Source organism: Streptomyces sp. NPDC050997 (assembly GCF_040660135.1).
Taxonomy (GTDB): domain Bacteria; phylum Actinomycetota; class Actinomycetes; order Streptomycetales; family Streptomycetaceae; genus Streptomyces.
In genome coordinates, this window is record NZ_JBFAGK010000003.1 from 468,118 (window position 1) to 490,245 (window position 22,128).

Here is a 22,128-nt window from a genome sequence, read left to right on the forward strand (position 1 = left end):
AAGGAAGGAACGCTGTGACCGCCCGTACGCGACTGTCGCAGGCCGCCGTCGAGGAGCGGCGCCAGGCCGTGCTGCAGTACGTCGCCGAGCACGGCGAGACCCGCATCGACGACCTCGCCCGGCGCTTCGACGTCAGTCTGATGACGATGCACCGAGACCTGGACGACCTCGCCGGGCGTCATCTCCTGCGCAAGGAACGCGGCCGGGCCGTCGCCTTCCCCGCCCTCACCATGGAGACGGCCACCCGCTTCCGTGAGAACAGCGCGCTCGCGGCCAAGAACGCGCTGTGCGCGGCCGCCGTCGAACGGATCAGGCCCGGCAGCACGATACTCATGGACGACTCGACGACCCTGTTCCCCCTGGTCCCCGCGCTGGCCGGACTGGACCAACTGCACGTCGTCACCAACTCCGTGGGCCTCGCGCAACGCCTCGGGTCCGCGCCCGGCGTGAGCGTCACCCTGCTGGGCGGCAACTACCGCGGCGACTTCAACTCCTGCACCGGACCCACGGTCACCCGCGCCCTGTCCCGGATCCGGGCCGACCTCGCCCTGATGTCCGCCACCGCCGTCCTGGAAGGCCGGCTCTTCCATCCCCTGAACGACTACGTCGAGGTGAAGCTGGCCATGCTCGCCTCCGCGGAACAGACACTGCTCCTGGCGGACCACTCGAAGTTCGGCAAGACCGCCACGTACGCGTACGGCACCGTCGCCGACTACGGCGCCGTCATCACCGATACCGGAACCCCCGACGCGGAACTCGCGGCCATACGCGACCTCGGAGTCCTCGTCGAGACGGTCGAACCCGAAGAGCCCTCCCCGTGATCCACACCCTGTTCGAGACACCGAGCACCTACCACCCCACCGACGTCGAGATGGCCGCGCCCGTGCTCCCGGTCCAGGCCGTACTGTTCGACTTCAGCAACACCATCTTCCAGATGATCGACCTGGAGACCTGGCTGCGCCGGGTCGGTGCCGCCTGCGGCCGCCTCGCCGAGCTGGACGAACCCGGCGCGGTGGCCGAGATCTCCGACCAGTTGCGCGCCGCCTTCCGGCTGCCCTCCGTCGTCGCCCTCCAGGAAGGCCGGGACCTCTCCCCTGAGCGGCACCACCGCGCCATGCTCGGATGGTGGGAGCAGGTGGACTTCCTGCGCGGAGCGGAGGAAGCGGCCTACCGGGAACTCACCGCCCCGGACGCCTGGGTCCCCTACCCCGACACCGAACCGGTCCTGCGCGCTCTGCGCGAACGCGGGCTGCGTATCGCCATAGTCAGCGACTTCGCCTGGGACCTGCGCATCCACCTGGCCCACCACGGGCTGGACGCCTTGATCGACACCTGCGTCATCTCCTACGAGCAGGGCCGCGAAAAGCCCGACCCGCACCTGTTCCTCAAAGCATGCGCCGGCCTCGGCACCGACCCCCGCGCCACGCTCATGGTCGGCGACAACCCGGTCCGCGACGGCGGCGCGACCGCGTGCGGCCTGCGTTCCTACCTCCTGCCGGCGGAACACCGCACCGGTGAGCGCGGCCTTGCGGACGTGCTGCGGTTGGTGACCTGACACTCGCGTCCCCTCAGCGGGCGCAAGAGCCGACAAGGCAGCAAGTCGTCCTGGCTCCGCGCCTCATCGAGGAGAATCCGAGTTCTCAAGCTGCGGGTGGGCGACGGCTTCCACCTGGCGACCTCGACGTTCGAGTGGCACCCCGGTGTGCGAGTGCACCACTTCCGGGACCGGCTCTGAGACGGAACCCGCAATGGGTGATCAGGAATCCGCACCGGTCTCGACCTCCGTGGCGGACAAGCCTTCCAGGAGCTTCAGGCCGTCCTCGGGATTGCTCCCGGGTTCGGCGCTGCAGGTGCACACGGTCAGACCGTCGTTGCCGGGCAGCGCCATCACCTCGTGCGCCAGTTCCAGCTCGCCGACGTCGGGGTGCCGGAGTCGTTTCAACCCGCCCTGATAGACGTGCACTCTCGTGGTCGGCCCACAGGGTGCGGAAGGCGTCGCTGCGGGTGGCGAGCTGGCCCGACGAAATTGGACAACTCGCGGTCGTGCAGGTTCCTGGCCGCCGCGTTCCATGCAGGTGCAGTACTCGACGCTGACCCCGGCGAGCATCGCGACCTCGCCCCTGCGCAGACCGGTCACCCGACGCTCGCCGCCGATCAGGCCGGCCTGATCGGGCGTGATGCTGGCGCGCCGAGAGGTGAGCAACGTGCGGGTTTCAGCACGGTGGTCCATCAGGCCAGCGAAGGTGCTCCGCAGCGCGGCTGGGGTGCACCAGCTGTGACTCCGACACCACGGTCGGGGCGGGTTGCATGGCGACAGCCCGTTTCAGGGACCGACCGATACCGAAACCGTCCTCGGCGCTCGGCGCTGGCCTCGCTCACGGCGCTCACCGTCGTACTGATCGCGCTGAACGTGCTGGAGGAGCGGACCGTCTCTCGCACAAGGCTGTCGGCGAACGCCCGTCCCGCGGCCATCCCACGCCCGACTGGCCCGACCCCTCGGTTCGTAGACACCGCCCAGGGCGGCCACGCATGGCACGGGCGAGTCGACGTACCAACTACCGGCGTGCTCGACCACTTCCCGCACTCCCCCGGCTGGGAACCGTACGTCGGCCGCAGCATGTTCTGGTGCATCACCTGTGACGGGTACGAGAATCGCGGGCGCACCATCCTCGTGGGCGGCCACACCGACGCCGCCGCCGGCAAGGCGACGCAACTGCACAACCCGACCGGCCGGGTCCGATTGCTCACCAACACCAAGACCAAGACCAGCAAAATCAAGCGCACCCGTAGGTCCGCCACGCCGGTCCGCGTGGCGAAGGGCCGCAGTCATGAGCGGGGCCGCGTCCCTCGTCGTGCGGTCAGCGGCCTCGGTCACCTCGGGAATGCTGTCCGGCATCGCCCTGCGGTGGCTGTCGGGCGGCTTCCAGCGCCCGCGCCAGCTGCTCGCGGGCACGGCGCTGGATGCCCTCGCTGTCGTGCAGGAGCTCCTCGGTCTCCTCGGGCGTGAGCGGCGAGGGCGGCGAGGGTGGCGAACTGCTGTCGGTCAGCTCGGCGTAGAGGCTACGGCAGGCCCGGTCCTCGTCAGGGAAACGCTCCAGCACCGTGCGCATGCCCCGCTGTTGAACGCCCACCACCCACTCACCCGCCTGTTCCTCCAGGTAGAGGCGGTCCTCCGGCCTGGGGCCGCCGGGGGAGCCGGGGCAGTCGGCGATCTCGTACAGTCCTGCCGGGACCCCGGCCGCGCTCAGCGCCTCGCACAGCTGGTGACGGTCCATGTCCCGATCCTGCTCCTGCCCTCGGCCCTTCGGCGATCAGTTCGCCCGCTCCAGGTTGCGGCTGAACACCAGGGAGTTCACTGTCGCATCGGACTTCACATGTGGGCAGTACTTGGTCTGTTTGGTCGAGACCGAGGTGACGTACTGCACGCCCAGGCCAGGTTGCTCGAACGCCGGGGCGACAGGCCCGGTACACACGAGAGTGTCCTTCTTCACCCGGTACAGGCGGTAGTCGTAGGGGTACCGCGGGTCCTGGGTGTTGAGATTGGACGGCGGAATCGAGCGTTCACCGTACTTGGCACCGGCCGGCGCGAGGAACTTGCCGAACTCATTGCCGAAGCGGTCCAGGAGCTGGCCGGGCTTGAGGGTGATCTCGGCCGCGATGACATCCCCATTACTGTCGTGGGCGAAGCCGTCGTCCGGAACCAGCGAGTAATTCCAGTCTCCCTGCCCTCGGTTGGCAATCGGGTCCCACCATGTGTTGAGGAACTCCACCGGGGTGAGGCTGCCGAACCGGTCGTAGCCGCTGAGGATGTTGCCGAGGATCCCGGTGCGCGGCAGCTTGGCCGGGCCGAACCGCCAGTCGTTGCACTCGAATTGTGTGTGTGCGTAGGGGTAGGGCGACGGCACCAGCCCCAGGCAGCGCGTCTTCTGGTCGTCCGCTCCGGGCCGGAGGTCCTGTTGCCGCTGCTTGCCCTTGTCGGTCACCCGGCCACCCGTCGCCGGCGGAGCGGGAACCGCCGGTGTCAGGGAGCGATCGACGGTGGATGTCTGCGTGTCCACGGCAGCGGACGGGGGAGCACTGAGCAGAAGGGAACCGGCAAGGCCGGCCGTCGCGGCCACGCTCGCACTCCATCGACGGATTGCCACTGATACCTCCGAAAGATCGAGTTCACAGGGCGTCAGGAGCACCCCGACCCATCACAGAAGCCCCGCCGAGGCACAGCAACACGGGCGGTCCGAACGGGCGCACCCGCCACTCGATTGCCAGCGGCGGCCCGGCATCACATGGAGCGGCCGCACACCACCCATCAGCCAACGGACCCGAGCCGGGCACGCTCCCTACCCCGCTGTCGCCAGCTACGCGGGTCGCCCCAGCGCCACCGCGGTCGAGCGGTGCCCCAACGTGCTCAGCATCCGGATCCGCTGCGGTGTGCTGGTGCCGCTGACCCGGATCGCGGAAGTTTCCGGCCGGAAGGCCGGGGGCTCGGCTGGCGGTCCGCCTCGGTAGGCCGGTGGCCAGACCTTGGAGAACCCGGCCACCGCGCCGGGACTCGGCTATGACCAAGCAGCGAAAACACCACTCCCGCCCAACGGTTGACGATCAGCGACATCTCGTCACCCCCAACCGAAACGGCGAGGTCAGGTCGTCACTGTCCTGGCTTCGAAGTGAATACGGACGCCCCCCTACCGTCTTCTGGTGTGCCCCGTCGGCGTCGCAGCGCCCACAACGCGACGGGGGCGCCCATCCCGACCAGCACGGACGCCAGACACAGACCGGCTTGGTAGCCGGAGAGAAAGGCATCCGAGTCATTGGCTCCCGCGGCGGCCGCCGCCTGCTCCACGAACGACACCATCGCACCCACGAAGGCGATCCCGACTACTCCGGATGCCTCACGGATGGCACTGAACAATCCGGCGGCGATGCCGGAAAGGTGATCGGGCGAAGATTCCAGAGCACGTGTGGTCAGCGGAACAGCGAGTGCGGAGCCGAAGCCGACCGTCGAAAGGCCGGGAAGAATATGGACGAGACTTCCTCCAGAGCTTCCCAGGGCGACCATCAGCAGTCCCAGGCCCACCATGAGCAGGCCCACAGCGGAGATTCGCCCGTCTCCCCATCGGCTCGCCATCCGGGCAGTGAAAGGGGCGGCGGCCAGCACGGAAAGTGCCACGGGGAGAAACGTCAGCCCGGCTGACGTCGGGGTGAGGTCGAGACCGATCTGCAGGAATTGGGACGTGAAGAAATAGACCCCGCTCACGCTCAGGCCCCACAGCAGCTGAGTGATGACTCCACCCACGAATGGGCGTTGCCGGAAGAGGAGACGCAGCGCTGTGTTCCGGCGGAGCTTCAGCTCGTACGACAGGCCGACGGCCGAAACCGCGAACACAACTCCTGACATGACGACGGGAACGCCGGCGAACCCGTATGCAGGTCCTTCGATCAGGCAGTGGGCGAGGGCTGCCAACGAGCAACACGCCAACGCGACGACGCGGAGGGAGAGGGTGGCCGATCGTGTGGGCCAGGAGGAGGTCGAGGGGTCACGCCGGGGGACGACGAAACCCACCAGGAGACTCGCGCACCCAAGTGGCAGGTTCATGGCGAATACCGACTCCCAGCCGAGGTGCTGTGTCATCACACCGGAGACAACAGGTCCGCAGGCCAGTGCTGAGGCCAACGCGGCGGTGGTGGCGCTGAACGCGGCAGTGCGTGAGCGAGGTGGAAGGTCGTGCGACAGGACCGCCAGCGACGCCGGCAGGATCAGCGCCGCGCCGGCTCCCTGAAGTCCTCGAAAAGCGATCAGAAGCAGTCCTGAGGTCGCCATGCCGCACCCGGCCGAGGAGATGCTGAAGAGGGCGACACCCAGCAGGAGCGTCGCACGCCGCCCGACGGTGTCGGCCAGATGTCCGCCCAGCAGGAGAAGGCTTGCGAGCGTGAGTGGATAGATGACTGCCACCCACTTCAAGTCGGCGTCGTCCAACGCGAGTTCGGCTCGAATTTGAGGCAGTGCCACATTGACGATGGTGTTGTCCAGGGCCGTCATGAATGACGGCAGGAGAACGGCCATGAGAATCGTGATGACACGCAGTCGACTCACGCTACCTGCCTCGTGCGAGGGGAGAGGGCATGGATGGGCAGCCACGCCCTTAAGTCCCCTCCTGCATACGCTGCCCTCTGGGTGGATCAAGCGCGACTCGCGGACATTCCTCTGGCCGGCTCCCCGACGTGGCCGCGAATCTGTCGGGGTGGGTGGCCGCCGACGACGAGGTTTTCACCGCCCCCGAGATCAGCATCGCGAACGCTGACCTGAGCGGCCTGCCTGCCTGACCGGCCTGCCGCCCACGATCGTCTACTACGGCGAGTAGGAGACCCAGGCCGACACGGGGCCCGGCTCGGACGCCGTCTCGTGGACCTCAAGGTCACCACCGAGGTCCACTCGATGCCAGAAGGGCAGCACTCGTTCGTCCTGGGCGCGGGGCGGGTACCCGAGGTGGACCAGACCATCGGGCAGCTGGTCCAGTGGCTCCGCAAGCACCTCGGCGCGTGAGCGGAAGCTGCACCTGACGGCGGGGCCTGTCGGCCCGGCCGCCGCACCACCGCGATGCGGGTGATCGTTCCTCCGGTTTCCGGCATCCTGCTCGCCCATACCGGCCGACATGCGGTACGTGTGTCTGACACGGGTTCCGCAGGCCGCAACACCCCCGCCCCTCGATGCCACAAAGGAGTGCGCGATGGGAACGTACGAGGATGTCTTCCGCGCCAGTACCGAAGACCCGGAGAGCTTCTGGCTGAAGGCGGCGGAGGCCATCGACTGGGATGTCACCCCGCATCGCGCCCTCGACTCCTCGGGCGCACCCTTCTACCGCTGGTTTCCCGACGGGCGGCTCAACGTCTGCTTCAACGCAGTCGACCGGCACGTCGAAGCCGGCCGCGGCGAGCAGCCCGCACTCAGCTACGACTCCCCCGTGACCGACACCCGGCGCACCTACACCTACGCACAGCTGAGGGACGAGGTGGCCGCCTTCGCCGGAGCCCTCGCGCGGCTCGGCGTGGGGCGCGGCGACCGTGTCGTCATCTACATGCCGATGGTCCCCGAGGCCGCGATCGCGATGCTGGCCTGCGCGCGTATCGGCGCGGTCCACTCGGTCGTCTTCGGCGGGTTCGCCCCGCACGAACTCGCTCTCCGCATCGACGACGCGGCCCCCAAGGTGGTCGTCTCCGCCTCCTGCGGCATCGAGGGCAAGCGTGTCATCGCGTACAAGCCCCTGCTCGACCGGGCGATCGACCTCGCGGTCCACAAGCCGGAAAAGCGTGTGATTCTGCAACGCCCGCAGGAACGTGCCGAGTTGGGGACCGACGATCTCGACTGGGGCGACCTGGTCGCCGCCGCGCCGCCGGCCGACTGCGTTCCCGTCCCCGCCACCGATCCCCTCTACATCCTCTACACGTCGGGAACGACCGGAAAACCCAAGGGAGTTGTGCGTGACTGCGGTGGCTACGCGGTCGCCCTCCATTGGTCGATGGGCGCCGTCTACGACGTGGGCCCGGGCGAGACGATGTTCACCGGTTCCGACGTCGGCTGGGTCGTCGGGCACTCGTACATCGTCTACGCGCCCCTGCTGGTCGGTGCCACGACCGTGCTGTACGAGGGCAAGCCGGTCGGAACCCCGGACGCGGGCCAGTTCTGGCGTGTTGCCGCTGACTACCGGGCCAAGACCATGTTCACAGCGCCCACCGCATTCCGGGCCATCCGCAAGGAGGACCCGAAGGGAACGCTCACGGCGGACCACGACCTGACCGGCCTGCGCCATCTCTTCCTCGCCGGTGAGCGCCTCGATCCCGAGACCTATCACTGGGCGAGCGATCTACTGGGCATCCCGGTGATCGACCACTGGTGGCAGACCGAGACGGGCTGGCCCATCGTCGCCAACCCCATGGGCATCGAAGCCGCACCGGTCAAGCCCGGGTCCCCCACCCGCTCACTGCCGGGCTGGGACGTCCGCGTCCTCGACGCTTCGGGCGAGCCGGCACCCCCGGGCATCGACGGCGCCATCGTCGTGAAGCTCCCCCTGCCGCCCGGCGCGCTCCCCACCCTCTGGAACGACGACGACCGCTACGTCTCCTCCTACCTCTCCGCCTACGACGGCTACTACCTCACCGGCGACAGCGGTCACATTGACGACGACGGCTACGTCTTCGTCATGGGCCGCACCGACGACGTCATCAACGTCGCCGGACACCGGCTGTCCACCGGCAGCATGGAAGAGGCCCTGGCCGCCCATCCCGACGTCGCCGAATGCGCCGTCATCGGTGTCGCCGACGCCCTGAAGGGGCAGGTACCGCGCGGCTTCGTCGTCCTGAAAGCCGGCGTCGACCGCGAAACGGGCGAGGTCGAGGACGAACTCGTCCAGCTCGTACGCGACCGTATCGGCGCCGTCGCCTCCCTCAAGGACGTCACGGTCGTGGCCGCCCTGCCCAAGACCCGCTCGGGGAAGATCCTGCGCAAGACGATGCGCGGCATCGCCAACGGCCACGACGAACCCATCCCCTCCACGGTGGACGACGCCGACGTCATCGAGGTCCTGCGCCCTGTTCTCCGCCGTGCCGGTCACACCCCGTGAAGGCTTGCCCAAACAGCCTGAGCCACAGAGCCTGAGCCAGAGGGTGAGCTCGTCCCACATCCACGGGGCACGGCCCACCGATGCTCTTCGTCTGCGATGAGCCCGATGCCGCACCGAGCGTCACCGCGTTCGGCGTCTCAGCAGTCGGTTGCCTCCTTGTGACCGTCCGGCATCACCGGGCAGGCACCGGGAAGATCATGCAGCTACTGGTGGCGTGGGCGAGCAGACGGTCCTTTCCGTCAACCAACTGCGCCTGGGCGAGGGCTGTTTGACGGCTCTTGCTGACAACCGTGCCAATGGCGCGCACCGTGCCCGTGTCCACGGTGATCCGCCGCAGGAACTTCACCGTCAGGTCGAGTGAGGTGTACGCCATGCCCTGCGGGAGGGTCGACTGGACGGCGCACCCCGCCGCCGAGTCGAGCAGGGTGGCGAAGATGCCGCCGTGCACGCTGCCGATCGGGTTGTAGTGCTCCTCACCCGGCATGAGCGAGAAAACCGTCCTGCCTGGCTCCACCTCGTCCAGGGCGAAGTCGATGGAGTAGCTGATGGGCGGTCCCGGCAGTCGCCCCGCCTTCAGCTCGCGCAGGAAGTCGATACCGGCCATGTGTCCGGCGGCTTCCGCCAGGATCTCGGGATCTTCCCATTGATACGTACGTGTTCGTCCCACGACCGATTGCCTTCCCGTCTGACTTTTACGAGTGAAGCTAGCTTCCGGCCCGCCTGACTGTCAATGTCGAAGCCAGGCCCTTAGGATGGTGGGATGGAGTGGCTTGAGGCGAGCACGGAGAACTGCCCCGTCCAGCGCACGCTCGACGTGATCGGAGAGAAATGGACGTTGTTGATCCTGCGTGACGCCGTCAACGGAGTCCGCCGCTTCGACGACTTCCACCGCCACATCGGCCTGTCGGAAGCCGTCCTCAGTGACCGCCTCCGAAAGCTGATCTCGGCCGGCATCCTCAAGACCGTCCCCTACCGGGAGCCGGGCAGCCGCTCCCGCAACGAGTACCGCCTGACCCGCAAGGGCTGGGATTTGTGGCCTGTCCTGATGGCGCTGACCCAGTGGGGCGAGATGCACGCTCTCGGCCCCGAGGGCCCTGTACTGGACGTCCGTCACACCGACTGCGACGCTCCGGTCCGCGTCGTCGTCGAGTGCTCCGCGGAGCACTCGGCCCTCACCCCTGGAGATGTCACCGCCCGGCTGGGACCTGGCGCCCGTCTCCGGTCGTGAGCCATCCAAGCAGTCCGCCGCCCGTCCGGGCCGCTCACCTCGGCGTTCCGGGGCCGTCCGGGACCGTCAGCAGGGTCAGATGGGCGAGGTCGACGGGCGGAGGCGTCGTGACCGACCACAGTGGGGCGGGGGAACCGTCGGCGATCGCGGCCGGGGCGTCGGTCAGGTTCATCCGCTCGCGCAGCCGACCGTAGAAATCCATCGGGCCCAGCCGGACGGCCCGTAGGCGGCGCGAGGCGGCGTACACGCCGATCCAGTCCCCCGGATCGAGCACGCCCCGCAGCTGGCCGTCGATGCTGACCGCGGCCTGTCCCGACCGTTCCAGGAGGCGCAGTCCGACGGGCTCGTCGGGGGCTGTGACCACCGAGCGGTCGAAGGCCATGTGCGGGGCGACCGGTGTGAAGACGAGGGCCTCCGCGCGGGGCGAGACAACGGGCCCGCCCGCGGCGAAACTGTAGGCCGTCGAGCCGGTCGGCGTGGCGACGAGCAGCGCGTCGGCCGAGTAGGAGGCCAGGAGCCTGCCGGAGACGTAGACCCCGACAGACACCTGCCGGTCCCGGACCAGTTTCTCCAGCACGATGTCGTTGAGCGCGGTGACGTTCAGCGGGATGCCCCAGTTCTGGTCGACCCCGCAGTCGGGCCGCACCTGCGGAGGCGGCAGGAGCGGCCCCCGGCCGTACCCGATGAGGGATTCCATGCCCGTGGGCACCTCCAGCCGGCGCGAGGCACGCAGGGCGAGCAGCATGCGGCTGTCGATCTCGAACCGGTCCTCCCGCACCGCGTCCAGTGCCGAACGCACCGCGGAGGCCGACACCTCCGTCAGAAAGCCCACCCGGCCCAGGTCGACCCCCAGGACCAGGGCGTCGATCGCCGCGGCCAGCCGGGCGCCGCGCAGGAAGGTGCCGTCGCCGCCGAGGGTCACCACGAGGTCGGGGTCACCCGCGATCTCGACCTCCTCACGGGCGCTGCGTCGCCCGCCGTCCTGCCACACGTCGATGTCCGTGCACCGCACGGCGTGTTCCTCGCACCACGCGCGGACGACGCCGGCCGCTGTCACGGCTTCCGGGCGTCCGCCGTGCACGACCAGGCCCAGCCGGTTCACTGTCACATCCGCCTCCGGACGATCTCGGTCACCAGGTGGTGGCCTCGGTGCGCAGCACGACCCAGGTGTCGCCCTTGTGGGCGTACTCGGTGGCCAGTCGCGGCGGCCAGTTCGCCCGGGTGCCGTACACGGTCGCGTCCGTGACGGTCCGGACGACCAGGCGGGCCGTGTCGCCGTCGATCTCTATGGTCGCGCTTTTCCCGTCGATGGTGTGGTAAACGAACCGGCCTTGTCTCGTCTGTGCCAGCCATTCGGCCTTCGGCTGCACGTATCCGGTCACGTGGGTGCGGGTGAAGCCGTGGTCGGGCAGGTCGTCGAGTGCCGAGGTGTCGCCCTCATGCGTGGCGTCCAGGAGGGCTGTGGGCCTGTCACCGGCCGAGCAGACGCGTGCCCGCCTCGTCGTGGTGGTCACCGGCGGCCGCGGGCAGCTGGTCGAGCTTCTCGATCTGCTCGGTGGTCAGGACGATGCCGTCGGCGGCGATGTTCTCCTCGACCCGCTCCACGCGCTTGGTGCCGGGGATGGGGGCGATGTCGTCGCCCTGGGCGAGCAGCCAGGCCAGGGACACCTGGGCGGGCGTCCCGCCGACTTCGTCGGCGACGGCGCTGACCTCGTCGGCCAGACGCAGGTTGCGCTGGAAGTTCTCACCGGTGAAGCGAGGGTTGTTCTTGCGCCAGTCGGTGTCGTCGAAGTCGTCGGTCGAGCGGATCTGCCCGGTGAGGAAGCCGTGACCCAGCGGCGAGTAGGGCACGAACCCGATGCCCAGCTCCCTCAGGAGCGGCAGCACCTCCGGCTCCGGATCACGTGTCCACAGGGAGTACTCCGACTGCAGGGCCGCCACCGGGTGGACGGCGTGGGCACGCCGAATGGTCTCCACACCGGCCTCGGACAGCCCGATGTGGCGGACCTTGCCCTCGGCGACCAGTTCCGCCAGGGTTCCGACGGTCTCCTCGATCGGAGTGTCCGGGTCGACCCGGTGCTGGTAGTAGAGGTCGATGTAATCCGTGCCGAGCCGCCTGAGGGAACCTTCGACGGCGACGCGGATGTTCGCCGGGCTGCTGTCGAGGCCGCCTTCGCGGCCCGTGTGCGACATGAATCCGAACTTCGTGGCGAGCACGACGCCTTCGCGGCGCCCCTTCAGCGCACGGCCGACGAGTTCTTCGTTGGTTTTGGGCCCGTAGACCTCGGCTGTGTCGATCAAGGTGACACCCAGGTCGAGTGCTCGGTGGATCGTACGGATCGACTCCGCGTCATCGGTGCCCGCTCCGGTGTAGGCGTGGGACATCGACATCGCGCCGAGACCGATTCGGGAGACCTCCAGGTCTCCCAGTTTGATGTGCCTCATCGTCCGCTCCTTGCCTTTCGGATTCGTGGGTACAACCGCTGTTGCCCTCGTCAGGAGCACCTGATCTTCGAGCTGTACGTCAGCCTGCTGCTGATCCTCGCCGTCTGGCAGACCGCGCTGTGCCGGGGAGCGGTGTTCCAGGGTGTGACAGAGCCCCTCTTGCACCCTTCACCCTGGTCACCCGACTGCCAGACTGGACCGCATGGCAGGTAAGCAGCGCAGCGGCAAGAACGGTGGCCGTGAGCTGGGGACCTTTCTCAGATCCGCGGCTGCGTCGCCCGCCTGCGCACCCTCGCCGGCGTCGAACCGGATGCCCCGGACCTCACCGGCCTCGTCGAGGAACTCCTCACCAAGAGCCCGGACTTCGTCCGCCTGTGGGAGCGCTACGACGTCAAGGGCCACAGCCACGGCACCAAGACGTACCCGGTTCCGTACCTGGGGGCGGCCGTGTTCTGCGGGGACAGCCCCAACCCGCGTAACCCTCGCCTCTACCACCGCTACGAACAGGCAAGCGCGGCCCGTACCGGTGACGCCGGACGCTACTGGACCTGGGCCGCCGAACCCTGCGCCACCTGGCCGGCCGTGGCCGCGACACGCTACTTCGGCCCGTGGAACAGGCCGACCGCGCCGATCCTGGTGGTCGGCACGGCGTACGGCCCCTCGACCCCGTACTCCAACGCGCGGGCCATGAGCGAGGAACTGGCCAACGCCCGCCTGCTCACCAACACCGGGTACGGGCACACCGCGCTGCTGAACCCCAGCCGCTGTGTCAACGCGCACGAGAGCCGCTACTTCATCGACGGCACCCTCCCGCGCCGCGGAACGAAATGCGCCGAGGACACTCCGCCGTTCTGAACACCTGGCACACGAGGTCGCGCGGCGCGTCCGGAGTTCCGGACTTCCGGTCGACCGTACGCCCCGGGCTGCGCCGACCGCTTCGCCGGCCTGACACGCGGGTACGGCACCGGGCGGGTCAACGGCCGGTGCTCCCCTGGGCCGCCGCAGCGAGGTTGGGCTGGAGGCGGCGTGCGACGTCGACGTGGTCGCCGGTCCAGATGATGCGGACGGCGGTGGTCGTGGCCTGGCCCCGGTCGTCGACGAAATCGGTGCGGACGGACTCGACGAGCCGGGATGCGGTCTCGGGACGAAGCCGGACGGCGTCCGGAATGGGTGCGTTGCCGCCGAGGCCGGCCGCGAAGCCCCAATACCACCGCGTGACGCGGAACGCGGCGCCGAGGATGGCACGGTGGGCATCGGTCTGATCTGCCGGCCCACGCTCCGGACCGACGCCCTGCCACAGGGAGACGACGGCGTCGGCGGCCAGGCGCAGGGCGGCCACGCCGGTGACCAGGGTGGTCATGTCGGCCAAAGGCCGGGGCTTGGCGCCGAGTTCGGCCAGGTAGGTGCGGAAGGCATCGTCGAGGCGGCGGGCGGAAGCCGCTGCCTCGCGGCTCTGCTGCACCGGTTCCCCGACAGACGCGGAGGAGTCCGGCGACCCGTAAGGGCCGAGGGCGTAATGCACGGCGTCGGCGAGATAGCGGGCGCTGTCGGTGTACGCCTCGGCGAGCGCCTTGTGGACGGCGGCTGCGGCGCCGCGGGGCCAGAAGAACAGCGCGACGACGATGCTGACCGCACAGCCCAGGGCGATGTCCTGCACGCGGAGCAGGACGATGTGCCAGTCGGGGTTCTGGTTGATGTTGAACAGCACGACGAGGGTGACGGTGAAGGCAGCCTGCCCCGCGGTGAAGGAGATGGCGGCGGGAGCGATGCCGGCCATCAGGATGGCCAGAGGAAGCAGGAACCACAGGACGGTGCCGTGGTGCCCGATCAGATGCAGCAGCCCGGCGCCGATGGCGGAGCCGACCACGGTGCCGAGGACGGCCCGCAGGGCGTTCTCGCCGGTGTTGAGAGCATTGGAGCGCAGCACGGACAGAATGCCGAGCAGCACCCAGAAGGAGTGCTGGACGCTGGTCAGATCGGCGAGCAGCACCGCGATGCCGAGTCCGACGGCGCCCCGCAGGCTGTTGCGCAGCCACACCGACCTGAGTCCGAGATGCGCTGCGGCCCTGTCTCGGGCCGAAGCCAGCGGTTCGGTCAGCGCGCCGGGTTCACGGCCGAGGAGCCTGTCGGGCCAGTGACGCTGCCATGCCGTGGCAGCCAGTTCCACGTTGCCGACGATCTGCAGGACGGCGAACCCCAGCTCCTTCGCGCGGAAGGACAGGTCGAGCGTGGCGATGAACCCGTAGATCTCCACCGCGCTGTCGCCGACCGGGTGGTCGGCGGGCAGACGGGCCGTAGAGCTCTCCTCCATCCCTTTCATGGTCGCCCGCAAATCCTCCACGCAGGCACGCAGCGGGGCGATGTCCCGGTGCAGGTCCGTCAGGACGTATGCGGCGTTGTCGAGGACGTCCGCGGCGGCCAGCCGCACCGTACGCGCGGCCGGGTCACAGGCCGGGGGCTCGTCGGTGTAGGCGGGCCGGTCCGTGAGGATGGTGCTCAGCCACATGAGCTCGTCGACCAGACGGACCAGGGCACGTGACGCCGTGGACAGGCCGGTGGGCCGGTAGGGGGTGGCGTCGAAGGTGTTCCGCAGGTCCGTGCCGGCGTCTGTGGTGCGGTCGGCTACCGCCCGGCGCTGTGCGGCGTCGGCTGCCGGGCCTTGCCCGCCCAGACCGGAGGCGTCCGCGCGCAGGTGTGCGGCAGCGGCACGGCAGAGCCGGGCCGCGGGCGCGCTGAGCGGATCGGCGACAGGGCGCGGCCACAGCAGACAGACGGCCGGCAGTGCCGCCGCGGCCGCCAGGGCGGCGCCCGCCAGCCGGTCGGGCAGGTGGGACAGCGGCACCGGGGTCGTGACCGGCAGGACGAAGCCCAGCAGGAGCGCGGTCGAGCTGCCCGCCAGAACCGAGCTGACGACGCCGGAGAACAGGACCACGAAGCCGACCAGCAGCATCGTGACGACGGCGAGCCAGGTCAGGCGTGCGACCAGCGTCCCCACGCAGATCAGCACAGCCCAGGCCACCGCGAGCCCTGCCTGCGCCCGCAGCCGCTCCACCATCGAACCGCTGAAGTCGACCAGCAGCAGCATCGAGAAGGATCCGAACGCGGCAAAACTCGCCATCGTCGACGAGTGGAACACCTGGCTGCACAGCGCGAACAGGGCGGGCATCACGATCGCGGTCCGCCCGGCCCGCCGCGTCGCCGCCAGATCCGGATCGCGGCCACGCCACCACGTCGTCAAGCGAGAGGCGGGTGGCATCCGCCCTGCGACCTGCACGGCCATACTCACCTCCCGGCGCCGCGACGACGGCCGGCCACGACGCGCCACGTCACACCCTTCATATGCGGACATGGAGCGGGCCTCCGCAACTCAATGACCACAGGTCCCGCCTCCCTCGGATGCGGGACCCATCGTCGTCGGATACGCCGGTGCCGACACCTACCTGGTGCCGTTGCGGCGTACTTCTCGATGGCGGCGATGTTGGACTCCGGCTCCGGGTAGGGCTGCTGGTCAACGGGGAACCGCAGGGTGCCGCCCTTGATGGCGGCGACGACCTGCTTGTCGAGGTCGAAGGCGGTGACCATGGCCTTGCTGCTCGCGTCAGCGATCATCGACACCATGGGCCACGATCTGGACGCCGCCGCCATTCGTTGCGACGGTCAGTTCGTCAGGGCGGCCTTTCAACGCCCGCCCGAGCAGTTCCTCGCCGCTGAAGGGTCCGTACATGTCCGCGGTGTCGAACTTCGTGACGCCCAGCTCGATCGCGCGGTGCACCGTCCTGATCGCCTCGGCCTCGTCCGAGGTGCCGTACATCGCGGTCATGCCCATGGTGCCGAGGCCCTCCACTCAGGGTGGTCGGCGGCCTCCAGGCAACCCTCCAGGTAGCTCATCGGGCGATCGCCCCGACCAGGTCGGCGGTCACGTCCCACAGCCGGCCGGCCATGGCCGGGTCGAGGCCGGCCTTTCCCGGCTTGCGGATGGCCGGGGAGCCCCGGAAGCCGCCCAGGCCGTCCGGCCCGACGTAGGCGTTGCCGGGGACGTCCTGGGTCGCGGCGTAGAGCAGCGACAGCGCTCCGCGCTCGGGGTCGTTGGTGAGGAACGTGAACCGGTTGATGACGTTCGACCGGGAGTGGGCCGCCAGCGAGGTGCGGGCGATACCCGGGCTCGCGAGCACGGAGCGTACCGGGCTTCCGGCGGCGGTCAGTCGGCGCTGTAGTTCCAGCGAGAACAGGACGACGGCGAGCTTGGACGCCTCGTAGGCACGCATCCCGTTGTGCCTACGCGTCCGCCAGTCGAGGTCGTCCAGGTCGATCTTGCCCTGCTTGTGCAGCTCACTGGTGACGTGCACCACGCGGTCGGTGATGTGCTCGAGCAGCAGGGTGGTCAGCAGGAAGGGGCCGGTGTAGTTGGTGGTGGTCTGCAGATCGAGGCCGTCGGCGGTCCGGGCGGCGGGGATGTCCATCACGCCGGCGTTGTTGATCAGGATGTCGATGTCGCCGGACCAGGAGTCGGCGAAGGCTCGCACCGAGGTCAGATCCGACACGTCGAGCGGTCGGATGTCGAAGGTGCCGGGCAGGTCGGCGACGGCGCGGCGGGCCTTGTCGGTGTCGCGTACCCCCAGCACGACGAGGGCACCGGCACGGGCGAGTTCACGTGCCGTGATCAGGCCGAGGCCACGGCCGGCACCGGTGACCAGCACCGTACGGTGGGTGAGGTTCGGGAGGTCGTTCGCTGTCCAACTGGTCATGGTCCTGGCTCCGTGGTTCGCGGTTCGCGGTTCGCGGTTCGCGGTTCGCGGCGACCGGTGATCGGTGATCGGTGATCGGTGATCGCAACGCCAGTGAACTCGCCGCACCACGGCCGCTGGAAGGGCACGCGCAACCACTGAATGGCAGGTCGTGGATAAGCCGCGCGGGATGGCCAACGATGGGGGCCATGGACCATACGTTCGACCGCTCGTCCCTGGGCGCCTTCCTGCGCACTCGACGTACGGCACTGCACCCGGAGGACGTCGGGTTGCGCCGCGGGCAACGTCGGCGCGCTCCGGGCCTGCGCCGCGAGGAGGTGGCGGAGCTCTGCACCATGTCCTGCGACTACTTCGCCAGACTGGAACGGGGCGACGGACCACAACCGTCGGAGCAGATGGTCGCTGCCATCGCCCGCGGCCTGCGGCTGACTCCGGACGAACGCGACCACCTGTTCCTGCTCGCCGGCTACCGAACCGCCCGCCGTGACCTGCGGCTTCAGCACGTGAGCCCCGGGCTGATGCGGGTCATGGACGGCTTGGCCGACAACACCGCACAGGTCATGGGCCCGCTGGGCGAGACGTTGCTGCAGACGCCGTCCGCGGTGGCACTGCTCGGCGAGCAGACCCAGTACACCGGCAACGCCCGCAGCGCGACGTATCGATGGTTCACCGATCCGGCGGCCCGTGAGCGGTACGACCCCGAGGAGCACTGCGACAACAGCCGGACCAGTGTCGCGCTGCTGCGTGCGGCTGTCACCCGGGACGGGCCCGGCTCCCCCGCGGCGGACCTGGCGGACGTCCTGCTGCGCACCAGCGACGAGTTCGCCCGGTTGTGGGAGCGCCACGAAGTGGGCCTGCGGTGGAGCGAAACCAAACGGTTCGTCCATCCCCAGGTCGGACGGCTGGACCTCTACTGCCAACTCCTGCTCGAACCGGACCAGGGCCAGTCCCTGCTGATAGTCACCGCCACCCCGGGCACGGAGAGCCACGAGAAACTCGCCCTGCTCACCGTACTGGGCACCGACCAGTTCGCCCCCGGCACCCAGTGACGCCACCCGCGACGCCGACGCTTCCGAACAGGAAAAACACTTTGGACAGCAGACGCCTCACCCAGCGCCAGAAGCTGCGGACCGCACCTCACTCCCCGATCAGACCGGCGACCTCGTCACGGATCGACGGCATGTCGGCGTACAGCGTCCCGGGGCAATCGGTGTCCGCCCAGTGGCGGTGCCCGCCTATGGCAGGGACGATCCGGCTGGTTCCGTTGACCGGATTGCGGTAGGCCACCTTGCCGAGAGGGTTGATCCCATGCTGCGCGGCGAGTTCAGCCAGAAGCAGGACCAGCGTGCCGCGTGCGTCGGGCGACGCGGGGGTGTCGATCAGCGACCCCAGAAGGGCTATGCCGACATTCCCTGTGTTGTACCCGAGGACGTGTGCGCCGGTTACCAACTGCCCAGCGCCGTCATGCGCGACCGTGCCATCGGTGCCGGACCAGCGGCCCTCGTACACCCGGCCGTCCATGTCGATCAGGTAGTGGTAGCCGATGTCACCGTAGCCCTTGTCGACCGTGTTGCCCCGGTAGATCGCACGTACCACTGCGGCGGGGTCCGGGTCGTCGCTGCCGTCCTGCGTGTGGTGAACCGTCAGCGTCTGGACGGGGAAGTACTGCGGCGGCCACAGTTCGGTGCCGCCGGCGGAAAAACGCAGCGTCTCGTCCGCGCCCCAGTCCGCACGAGACAGTAACGGGTACGCGGCGCGGGTGGCAGCCGCCGCCGAGAGCGGCGGGGGCAGCACCGCGCTCAAAGCGGCAGCGGCTCCAAGCGCCCCCAAAAACGCCCGTCGATGCAACTGGGGGGCCGCTTGTCCTGCGGTCCGGGGTTCGGGTTCGGGGAGATCCGAACGTCTCATCGGGGTTGGTCCTTCCTGTTGGATTCCCAGGCTGCGCGATGCTGCTGACCGGTCCCCGCAAAGGGGACCAGGAAGGCATCGGATCCGCGGAATACGGCCTCATCCGCTACGACGCTCCGAAGGCACAGGCGGGCTTGGGGGCGTAGAGCCGGGACCAGGTGCTGGCGCCGACGATGCCGTCCGCACCGCCCGTCGTGTCGTTGCAGGTCTGCACCCAGCGCACGCCCTGCAGGGTCCTGGAGCCGTACTCTCCGTCCATTTCAAGCCAGTTGGGGTAGCCGCTGTAGTAGTTGATGAGACATTGCACCTGGCGAACCTTGTCGCCCGAGTCACCCTGGTTGACCGTTGGCCGTTCCGATTCCCCGATGTAAGGGCAGTCGGTCTCGGCCACCGCGGCGCTCGCCGTGGGCGCTGTGGCGAGGAGCCCTCCGGCGACCAGTACGGCGGTGCCGCAGACGAGGGCAAAGCGGTGGGTGCGAGTGCTCATCATTCTCCCCCAAGGTCCGTGACAGTCGTGTCGAAGGCAAGATTGCTCGCGACTCGACCACGCGTCCAGGGCTTTCAAGCGTGATGAAAAACAGCAGGCCAGACGACTTCGTCGGTAGGTGAGGCCCTGGGGTAACTGGCCGAAGGGCGGCTGGACTTGCTCCCGATGGCCCCGGTCCGCCGCGCGTTCCACGCGTTCCGCGGGTTCGGCTCACACCACACCTGACCCGCGTTTTTACACCACCACGAAAGACTCTGGCACCTCGTCAGCTGTCCGGCCATCCTCCTTGAAGCACGGCGAACAGGGGAAAGTCCGGCCGGTGGGAACGCGATCCAGCCGTCGGACCAGACGACCATTGCCAGTGGAGACCCGGGAAGTGAAACCAATGCCCATACGTTCTCGCACCATCACGGCCCTTGCGGCCGCTGCTCTCGCCGCCGGCGCGCTGACCGCCGCAACCGCCACGTCGGCCACCGCGGCACCTGCCACAGCCCAGTCCTGCTACGGCAGCGCCAAGAGCTACACCACGGACCCGACCTACGACTTCTGGCCCCAAGGCTCTGCGTTGGCCACCACCACATCCAACTGCGGCGACATCAACGTCAAGCCCAACAGCGACGTCAAGGTGCACACCTGCTTCAGGAAGAGCGACGGCACCGACTCCTGCAACGCCGACCGCACGATCAAGGGCGGAACCTGGGGACTGGCGGCCACCGCAGTCCTGGACGGTACCAAGTTCTGGCTGGTCTTCAGTGGCTCCAGCAGCGGTCTCGTCGCCTACTGACGCGACTCACTCACGCGATCACCTGGGGGCTCCGGCGCGAGTGATGCGCCGGAGCCCTTCCGTCTGCCAGGAACGCAGGGCTGGGAGGCCGCCCTCAGGATGTGCGCTGCCGCTTTGCGCTCGTGCGGAGGAGGGCCGCGCCCGCAGGGGTGAGGGTGTGCAGGACCGAGTTCGCGTGTCTGCGGCTGGCAATGAGCCCCGAGTCACGCAGCACCGCCGTGTGGTGACTGACGTTTGCGGCAGACACAGAGACAGCGCGGGCGAGTTCACCGTTGGTGGCACCGGTGGCGACGGCCTGGAGGATGGCGGCGCGGGTGGTGCCCAGGAGCGCGGCGAGGGGGGCCTTGGCAGCCCGAGCATCGCGGCCCACGGGATCCGGTGTGGTGTGGTGCAGCGAGTAGGTGAGGACAGGAGGCAGGGTCGGGTCGGCCAGTGAGACGGGGCCGCCCCAGGAGAAGTACGAGGGGACGAGCAGCAGACCGCGGCCCGCCAGATGCAGGTCGCGGTCATCCGCGAGGTAGTCGACCTCCAGGATGGGCCGCCGCCAGTGCATCCAGGGCTGGAAGCCCGTCAACAGCCCGTCGACACCTCCTTCGAGCAGAGCACGGGCGCGCAACGACCGATCGGCGTCGACGTGGGCCTGCATACGCTCGCCGTAGGGTGCGACAGCGGTCGCGTGGTATGCCCGGATCATGTCCACGAGCTCGCGGCGCCCGTCCGTGCCGACCAGCCGGGCGGCGTCGGCCGGAACGCCGGCGACACGGTCCAGCGTGCTCAGTTCGGCCCGGACCCGCTCTCCGGACGCACTCATGATCGCGTCCAGGCCTGCGTCGAGGCCCTCGTCCGCCTCGGCCGGGGTGAGGAAGTCGGGGAAGTACGAGCCGCGCGGGAACAACGGCATCAGCAGACCGCGTACGGCGGCTGCGAGGCCTTGTCGGTGCAGATCCTCACGGGCCGCGCGGTGCCAGTCGGCGAACGCCCCCAGCCCGCGTCGGGACTGGAAGCGGTACAGAGTGGAGGCAACCTCCCAGAGCGGATCCGGCTTGGAGGCGACTCTGACGCTCGCCAAGTCGGCATCCGTGAAATGGATTCGCAGCATCGGCGCTCCTCCCCCGACGCAAGAGTGTTTCGGACTTGCGTGTCGGCCCACAAGGCGCACTTCGGCCGATCCGCCACTCGCGCCAAGGACGACACGCACTGCCGCCTGATATCGAACGCGTAGAGGAGGGCGGAACCGAGCCGGGCAGCGGACAGCAGCTCAGCCGCTCTCGAACAGGGCGATGGTGTCGGCGTCGGCGAAATGCGGCGTCTCCGCTTCCGCGACCATAAGGGCGGCGATTCCGGCGCGCGGTGCCATGGGCGGGAGCACTCGAGGCTTGAACTCCTCGGCGCGGATGAGGCGCCCGTCGTCCTGGTAGGGCTTGTTGGTCAGCGGCCCGGCATAGACGGTGGTTCCGCCTGCGTCACGGACGGCACGGCCGGCGGCATCCTTGGCGTCCCACTCATGGCGCAGGATGCGCTTGAGGAGAGCACCGTTGACGGCGCCGAGCGCTCCTTCGGTGGCACCCATGCCCAGAGAGGTGAGCCAGATGACGCGGGGCGCGGCCGAGGCGATCTGATGGGCGCCTTCGATCAGAATCGCGGAGTCCTGTTTCTTGGTGATGCCCAGGCCGCTCACCACGACGTCGGCGCCCTCAACAGCGGCGGTGACACTGCCGGGATCGGTCACGTCCGCGCGAACCACACGCAGGTTTCCGGAGGCAGGCGCCTCGACCTGGTCCGGCCGACGGGCCAGGGCTATGACGTCATGCCCGCGCTCCAGGGCGCGCGCAATCACCAGTCGGCCGGTCTGTCCGGTGGAACCGAGTACGGCGATCTCCACGATGGTCTCCAGTCGGGGTAGCGGGGAGGGAGGA

Annotated in this window: 23 protein-coding genes and 2 pseudogenes; 9 read left to right on the forward strand and 16 right to left on the reverse strand. The window is 69.0% G+C overall.

Annotated elements, in window-relative coordinates:
* Positions 1-14 precede the first annotated feature (14 nt).
* The gene (locus AB0H86_RS08715) at positions 15-821 is read left to right on the forward strand and encodes a DeoR/GlpR family DNA-binding transcription regulator (RefSeq protein WP_362434671.1); all 807 of its coding nucleotides are present in this window, start codon (positions 15-17) and stop codon (positions 819-821) included.
* Positions 818-1,555, forward strand: a complete 738-nt coding sequence (locus AB0H86_RS08720; protein ID WP_362434673.1) for an HAD-IA family hydrolase — start codon at positions 818-820, stop codon at positions 1,553-1,555. Before AB0H86_RS08715 ends, AB0H86_RS08720 begins: the two co-directional genes overlap by 4 nt.
* A 201-nt stretch (positions 1,556-1,756) precedes the next feature.
* Here the strand turns inward: AB0H86_RS08720 and AB0H86_RS08725 are convergent, their stop codons facing one another.
* The 4 genes from AB0H86_RS08725 to AB0H86_RS08740 form a co-directional block, all read right to left on the reverse strand.
* On the reverse strand, positions 1,757-2,230 hold the full coding sequence (locus AB0H86_RS08725) for a hypothetical protein (RefSeq protein ID WP_362434675.1): 474 nt from the start codon (positions 2,228-2,230) through the stop codon (positions 1,757-1,759).
* A 628-nt stretch (positions 2,231-2,858) separates the two neighbouring features.
* Positions 2,859-3,275, reverse strand: a complete 417-nt coding sequence (locus tag AB0H86_RS08730; protein WP_362434677.1) for a hypothetical protein — start codon at positions 3,273-3,275, stop codon at positions 2,859-2,861.
* A gap of 36 nt (positions 3,276-3,311) precedes the next feature.
* Positions 3,312-4,187 carry a TNT domain-containing protein gene (locus AB0H86_RS08735; protein WP_362434679.1) on the reverse strand — a complete coding sequence of 292 codons (876 nt, stop codon included), beginning with the start codon at positions 4,185-4,187 and terminating at the stop codon, positions 3,312-3,314.
* 458 nt (positions 4,188-4,645) lie between these two features.
* Entirely contained in the window at positions 4,646-6,061 is a 1,416-nt protein-coding gene (locus AB0H86_RS08740) for an MFS transporter (RefSeq protein WP_362434682.1), read from the reverse strand.
* A gap of 339 nt (positions 6,062-6,400) precedes the next feature.
* On the opposite strand from AB0H86_RS08740, the gene AB0H86_RS08745 reads away from it, so the two are divergent.
* Both AB0H86_RS08745 and AB0H86_RS08750 read left to right on the forward strand, forming a co-directional pair.
* A complete protein-coding gene (locus AB0H86_RS08745; protein WP_362434684.1) occupies positions 6,401-6,541 on the forward strand; it encodes a hypothetical protein in 141 nt (46 codons plus the stop codon).
* 184 nt (positions 6,542-6,725) lie between these two features.
* On the forward strand, positions 6,726-8,615 hold the full coding sequence (locus AB0H86_RS08750) for a propionyl-CoA synthetase (RefSeq protein ID WP_362434686.1): 1,890 nt from the start codon (positions 6,726-6,728) through the stop codon (positions 8,613-8,615).
* Between the two features lie 172 nt (positions 8,616-8,787).
* Here AB0H86_RS08750 and AB0H86_RS08755 read toward each other — a convergent pair whose 3' ends face one another.
* Positions 8,788-9,282, reverse strand: coding sequence for a PaaI family thioesterase (locus tag AB0H86_RS08755; RefSeq protein ID WP_362434689.1), 495 nt, complete (start codon positions 9,280-9,282; stop codon positions 8,788-8,790).
* 93 nt (positions 9,283-9,375) lie between these two features.
* Between AB0H86_RS08755 and AB0H86_RS08760 the strand changes: the two genes are divergently transcribed.
* Positions 9,376-9,843 carry a helix-turn-helix domain-containing protein gene (locus AB0H86_RS08760; RefSeq protein ID WP_362434692.1) on the forward strand — a complete coding sequence of 156 codons (468 nt, stop codon included), beginning with the start codon at positions 9,376-9,378 and terminating at the stop codon, positions 9,841-9,843.
* A gap of 34 nt (positions 9,844-9,877) precedes the next feature.
* Here the strand turns inward: AB0H86_RS08760 and AB0H86_RS08765 are convergent, their stop codons facing one another.
* Genes AB0H86_RS08765 through AB0H86_RS08775 form a run of 3 tightly spaced genes read right to left on the reverse strand, consistent with a single transcriptional unit; the run spans position 9,878 to position 12,288 of the window.
* Positions 9,878-10,951, reverse strand: a complete 1,074-nt coding sequence (locus tag AB0H86_RS08765; RefSeq protein ID WP_362434694.1) for an NAD(+)/NADH kinase — start codon at positions 10,949-10,951, stop codon at positions 9,878-9,880.
* Positions 10,952-10,973: 22 nt separating this feature from the next.
* Positions 10,974-11,357, reverse strand: a complete 384-nt coding sequence (locus AB0H86_RS08770; protein WP_362434697.1) for a nuclear transport factor 2 family protein — start codon at positions 11,355-11,357, stop codon at positions 10,974-10,976.
* Positions 11,314-12,288: an aldo/keto reductase gene (locus AB0H86_RS08775; RefSeq protein ID WP_362434700.1), complete on the reverse strand. Its 975-nt coding sequence runs from the start codon at positions 12,286-12,288 to the stop codon at positions 11,314-11,316. Before AB0H86_RS08775 ends, AB0H86_RS08770 begins: the two co-directional genes overlap by 44 nt.
* Positions 12,289-12,546: 258 nt before the next feature.
* Between AB0H86_RS08775 and AB0H86_RS08780 the strand changes: the two are divergent.
* A pseudogene (locus AB0H86_RS08780) lies at positions 12,547-12,687 on the forward strand (transcriptional regulator); the annotation flags it as partial.
* A gap of 48 nt (positions 12,688-12,735) precedes the next feature.
* Complete coding sequence (locus AB0H86_RS08785) at positions 12,736-13,143, forward strand: alpha/beta hydrolase (protein WP_362434703.1); 408 nt, start codon at positions 12,736-12,738, stop codon at positions 13,141-13,143.
* Positions 13,144-13,261: 118 nt separating this feature from the next.
* Here the strand turns inward: AB0H86_RS08785 and AB0H86_RS08790 are convergent, their stop codons facing one another.
* The 4 genes and pseudogenes from AB0H86_RS08790 to AB0H86_RS08805 all read right to left on the reverse strand — a co-directional run bounded on the left by AB0H86_RS08790 (position 13,262) and on the right by AB0H86_RS08805 (position 17,033).
* Positions 13,262-15,526 carry an FUSC family protein gene (locus AB0H86_RS08790; protein ID WP_362434706.1) on the reverse strand — a complete coding sequence of 755 codons (2,265 nt, stop codon included), beginning with the start codon at positions 15,524-15,526 and terminating at the stop codon, positions 13,262-13,264.
* 44 nt (positions 15,527-15,570) lie between these two features.
* On the reverse strand, positions 15,571-15,897 hold the full coding sequence (locus AB0H86_RS08795; RefSeq protein WP_362434708.1) for a hypothetical protein: 327 nt from the start codon (positions 15,895-15,897) through the stop codon (positions 15,571-15,573).
* 37 nt (positions 15,898-15,934) lie between these two features.
* Positions 15,935-16,114, reverse strand: a pseudogene (locus AB0H86_RS08800) (aldo/keto reductase); the annotation flags it as partial.
* A 58-nt stretch (positions 16,115-16,172) separates the two neighbouring features.
* Positions 16,173-17,033, reverse strand: a complete 861-nt coding sequence (locus AB0H86_RS08805; protein ID WP_362434711.1) for an SDR family NAD(P)-dependent oxidoreductase — start codon at positions 17,031-17,033, stop codon at positions 16,173-16,175.
* Positions 17,034-17,212: 179 nt separating this feature from the next.
* Here AB0H86_RS08805 and AB0H86_RS08810 point away from each other — a divergent pair, with 179 nt between their 5' ends.
* Positions 17,213-18,082, forward strand: coding sequence for a helix-turn-helix transcriptional regulator (locus AB0H86_RS08810; protein ID WP_362434713.1), 870 nt, complete (start codon positions 17,213-17,215; stop codon positions 18,080-18,082).
* An 88-nt stretch (positions 18,083-18,170) separates the two neighbouring features.
* Here AB0H86_RS08810 and AB0H86_RS08815 read toward each other — a convergent pair whose 3' ends face one another.
* Both AB0H86_RS08815 and AB0H86_RS08820 read right to left on the reverse strand, forming a co-directional pair.
* Positions 18,171-18,827 carry an N-acetylmuramoyl-L-alanine amidase gene (locus tag AB0H86_RS08815; protein WP_362435259.1) on the reverse strand — a complete coding sequence of 219 codons (657 nt, stop codon included), beginning with the start codon at positions 18,825-18,827 and terminating at the stop codon, positions 18,171-18,173.
* Positions 18,828-19,047: 220 nt separating this feature from the next.
* Positions 19,048-19,428 (reverse strand): peptidoglycan-binding protein, encoded by a 381-nt coding sequence (locus AB0H86_RS08820; protein ID WP_362434715.1) that lies wholly within the window; start codon positions 19,426-19,428, stop codon positions 19,048-19,050.
* Between the two features lie 385 nt (positions 19,429-19,813).
* On the opposite strand from AB0H86_RS08820, the gene AB0H86_RS08825 reads away from it, so the two are divergent.
* Positions 19,814-20,212, forward strand: a complete 399-nt coding sequence (locus AB0H86_RS08825) for a hypothetical protein (RefSeq protein ID WP_362434717.1) — start codon at positions 19,814-19,816, stop codon at positions 20,210-20,212.
* A 94-nt stretch (positions 20,213-20,306) separates the two neighbouring features.
* Here AB0H86_RS08825 and AB0H86_RS08830 read toward each other — a convergent pair whose 3' ends face one another.
* Positions 20,307-21,311 (reverse strand): helix-turn-helix domain-containing protein, encoded by a 1,005-nt coding sequence (locus AB0H86_RS08830; protein WP_362434719.1) that lies wholly within the window; start codon positions 21,309-21,311, stop codon positions 20,307-20,309.
* Between the two features lie 159 nt (positions 21,312-21,470).
* Positions 21,471-22,094: an NAD(P)-binding oxidoreductase gene (locus AB0H86_RS08835; protein ID WP_362434721.1), complete on the reverse strand. Its 624-nt coding sequence runs from the start codon at positions 22,092-22,094 to the stop codon at positions 21,471-21,473.
* Between the last annotated feature and the right edge of the window lie 34 nt (positions 22,095-22,128).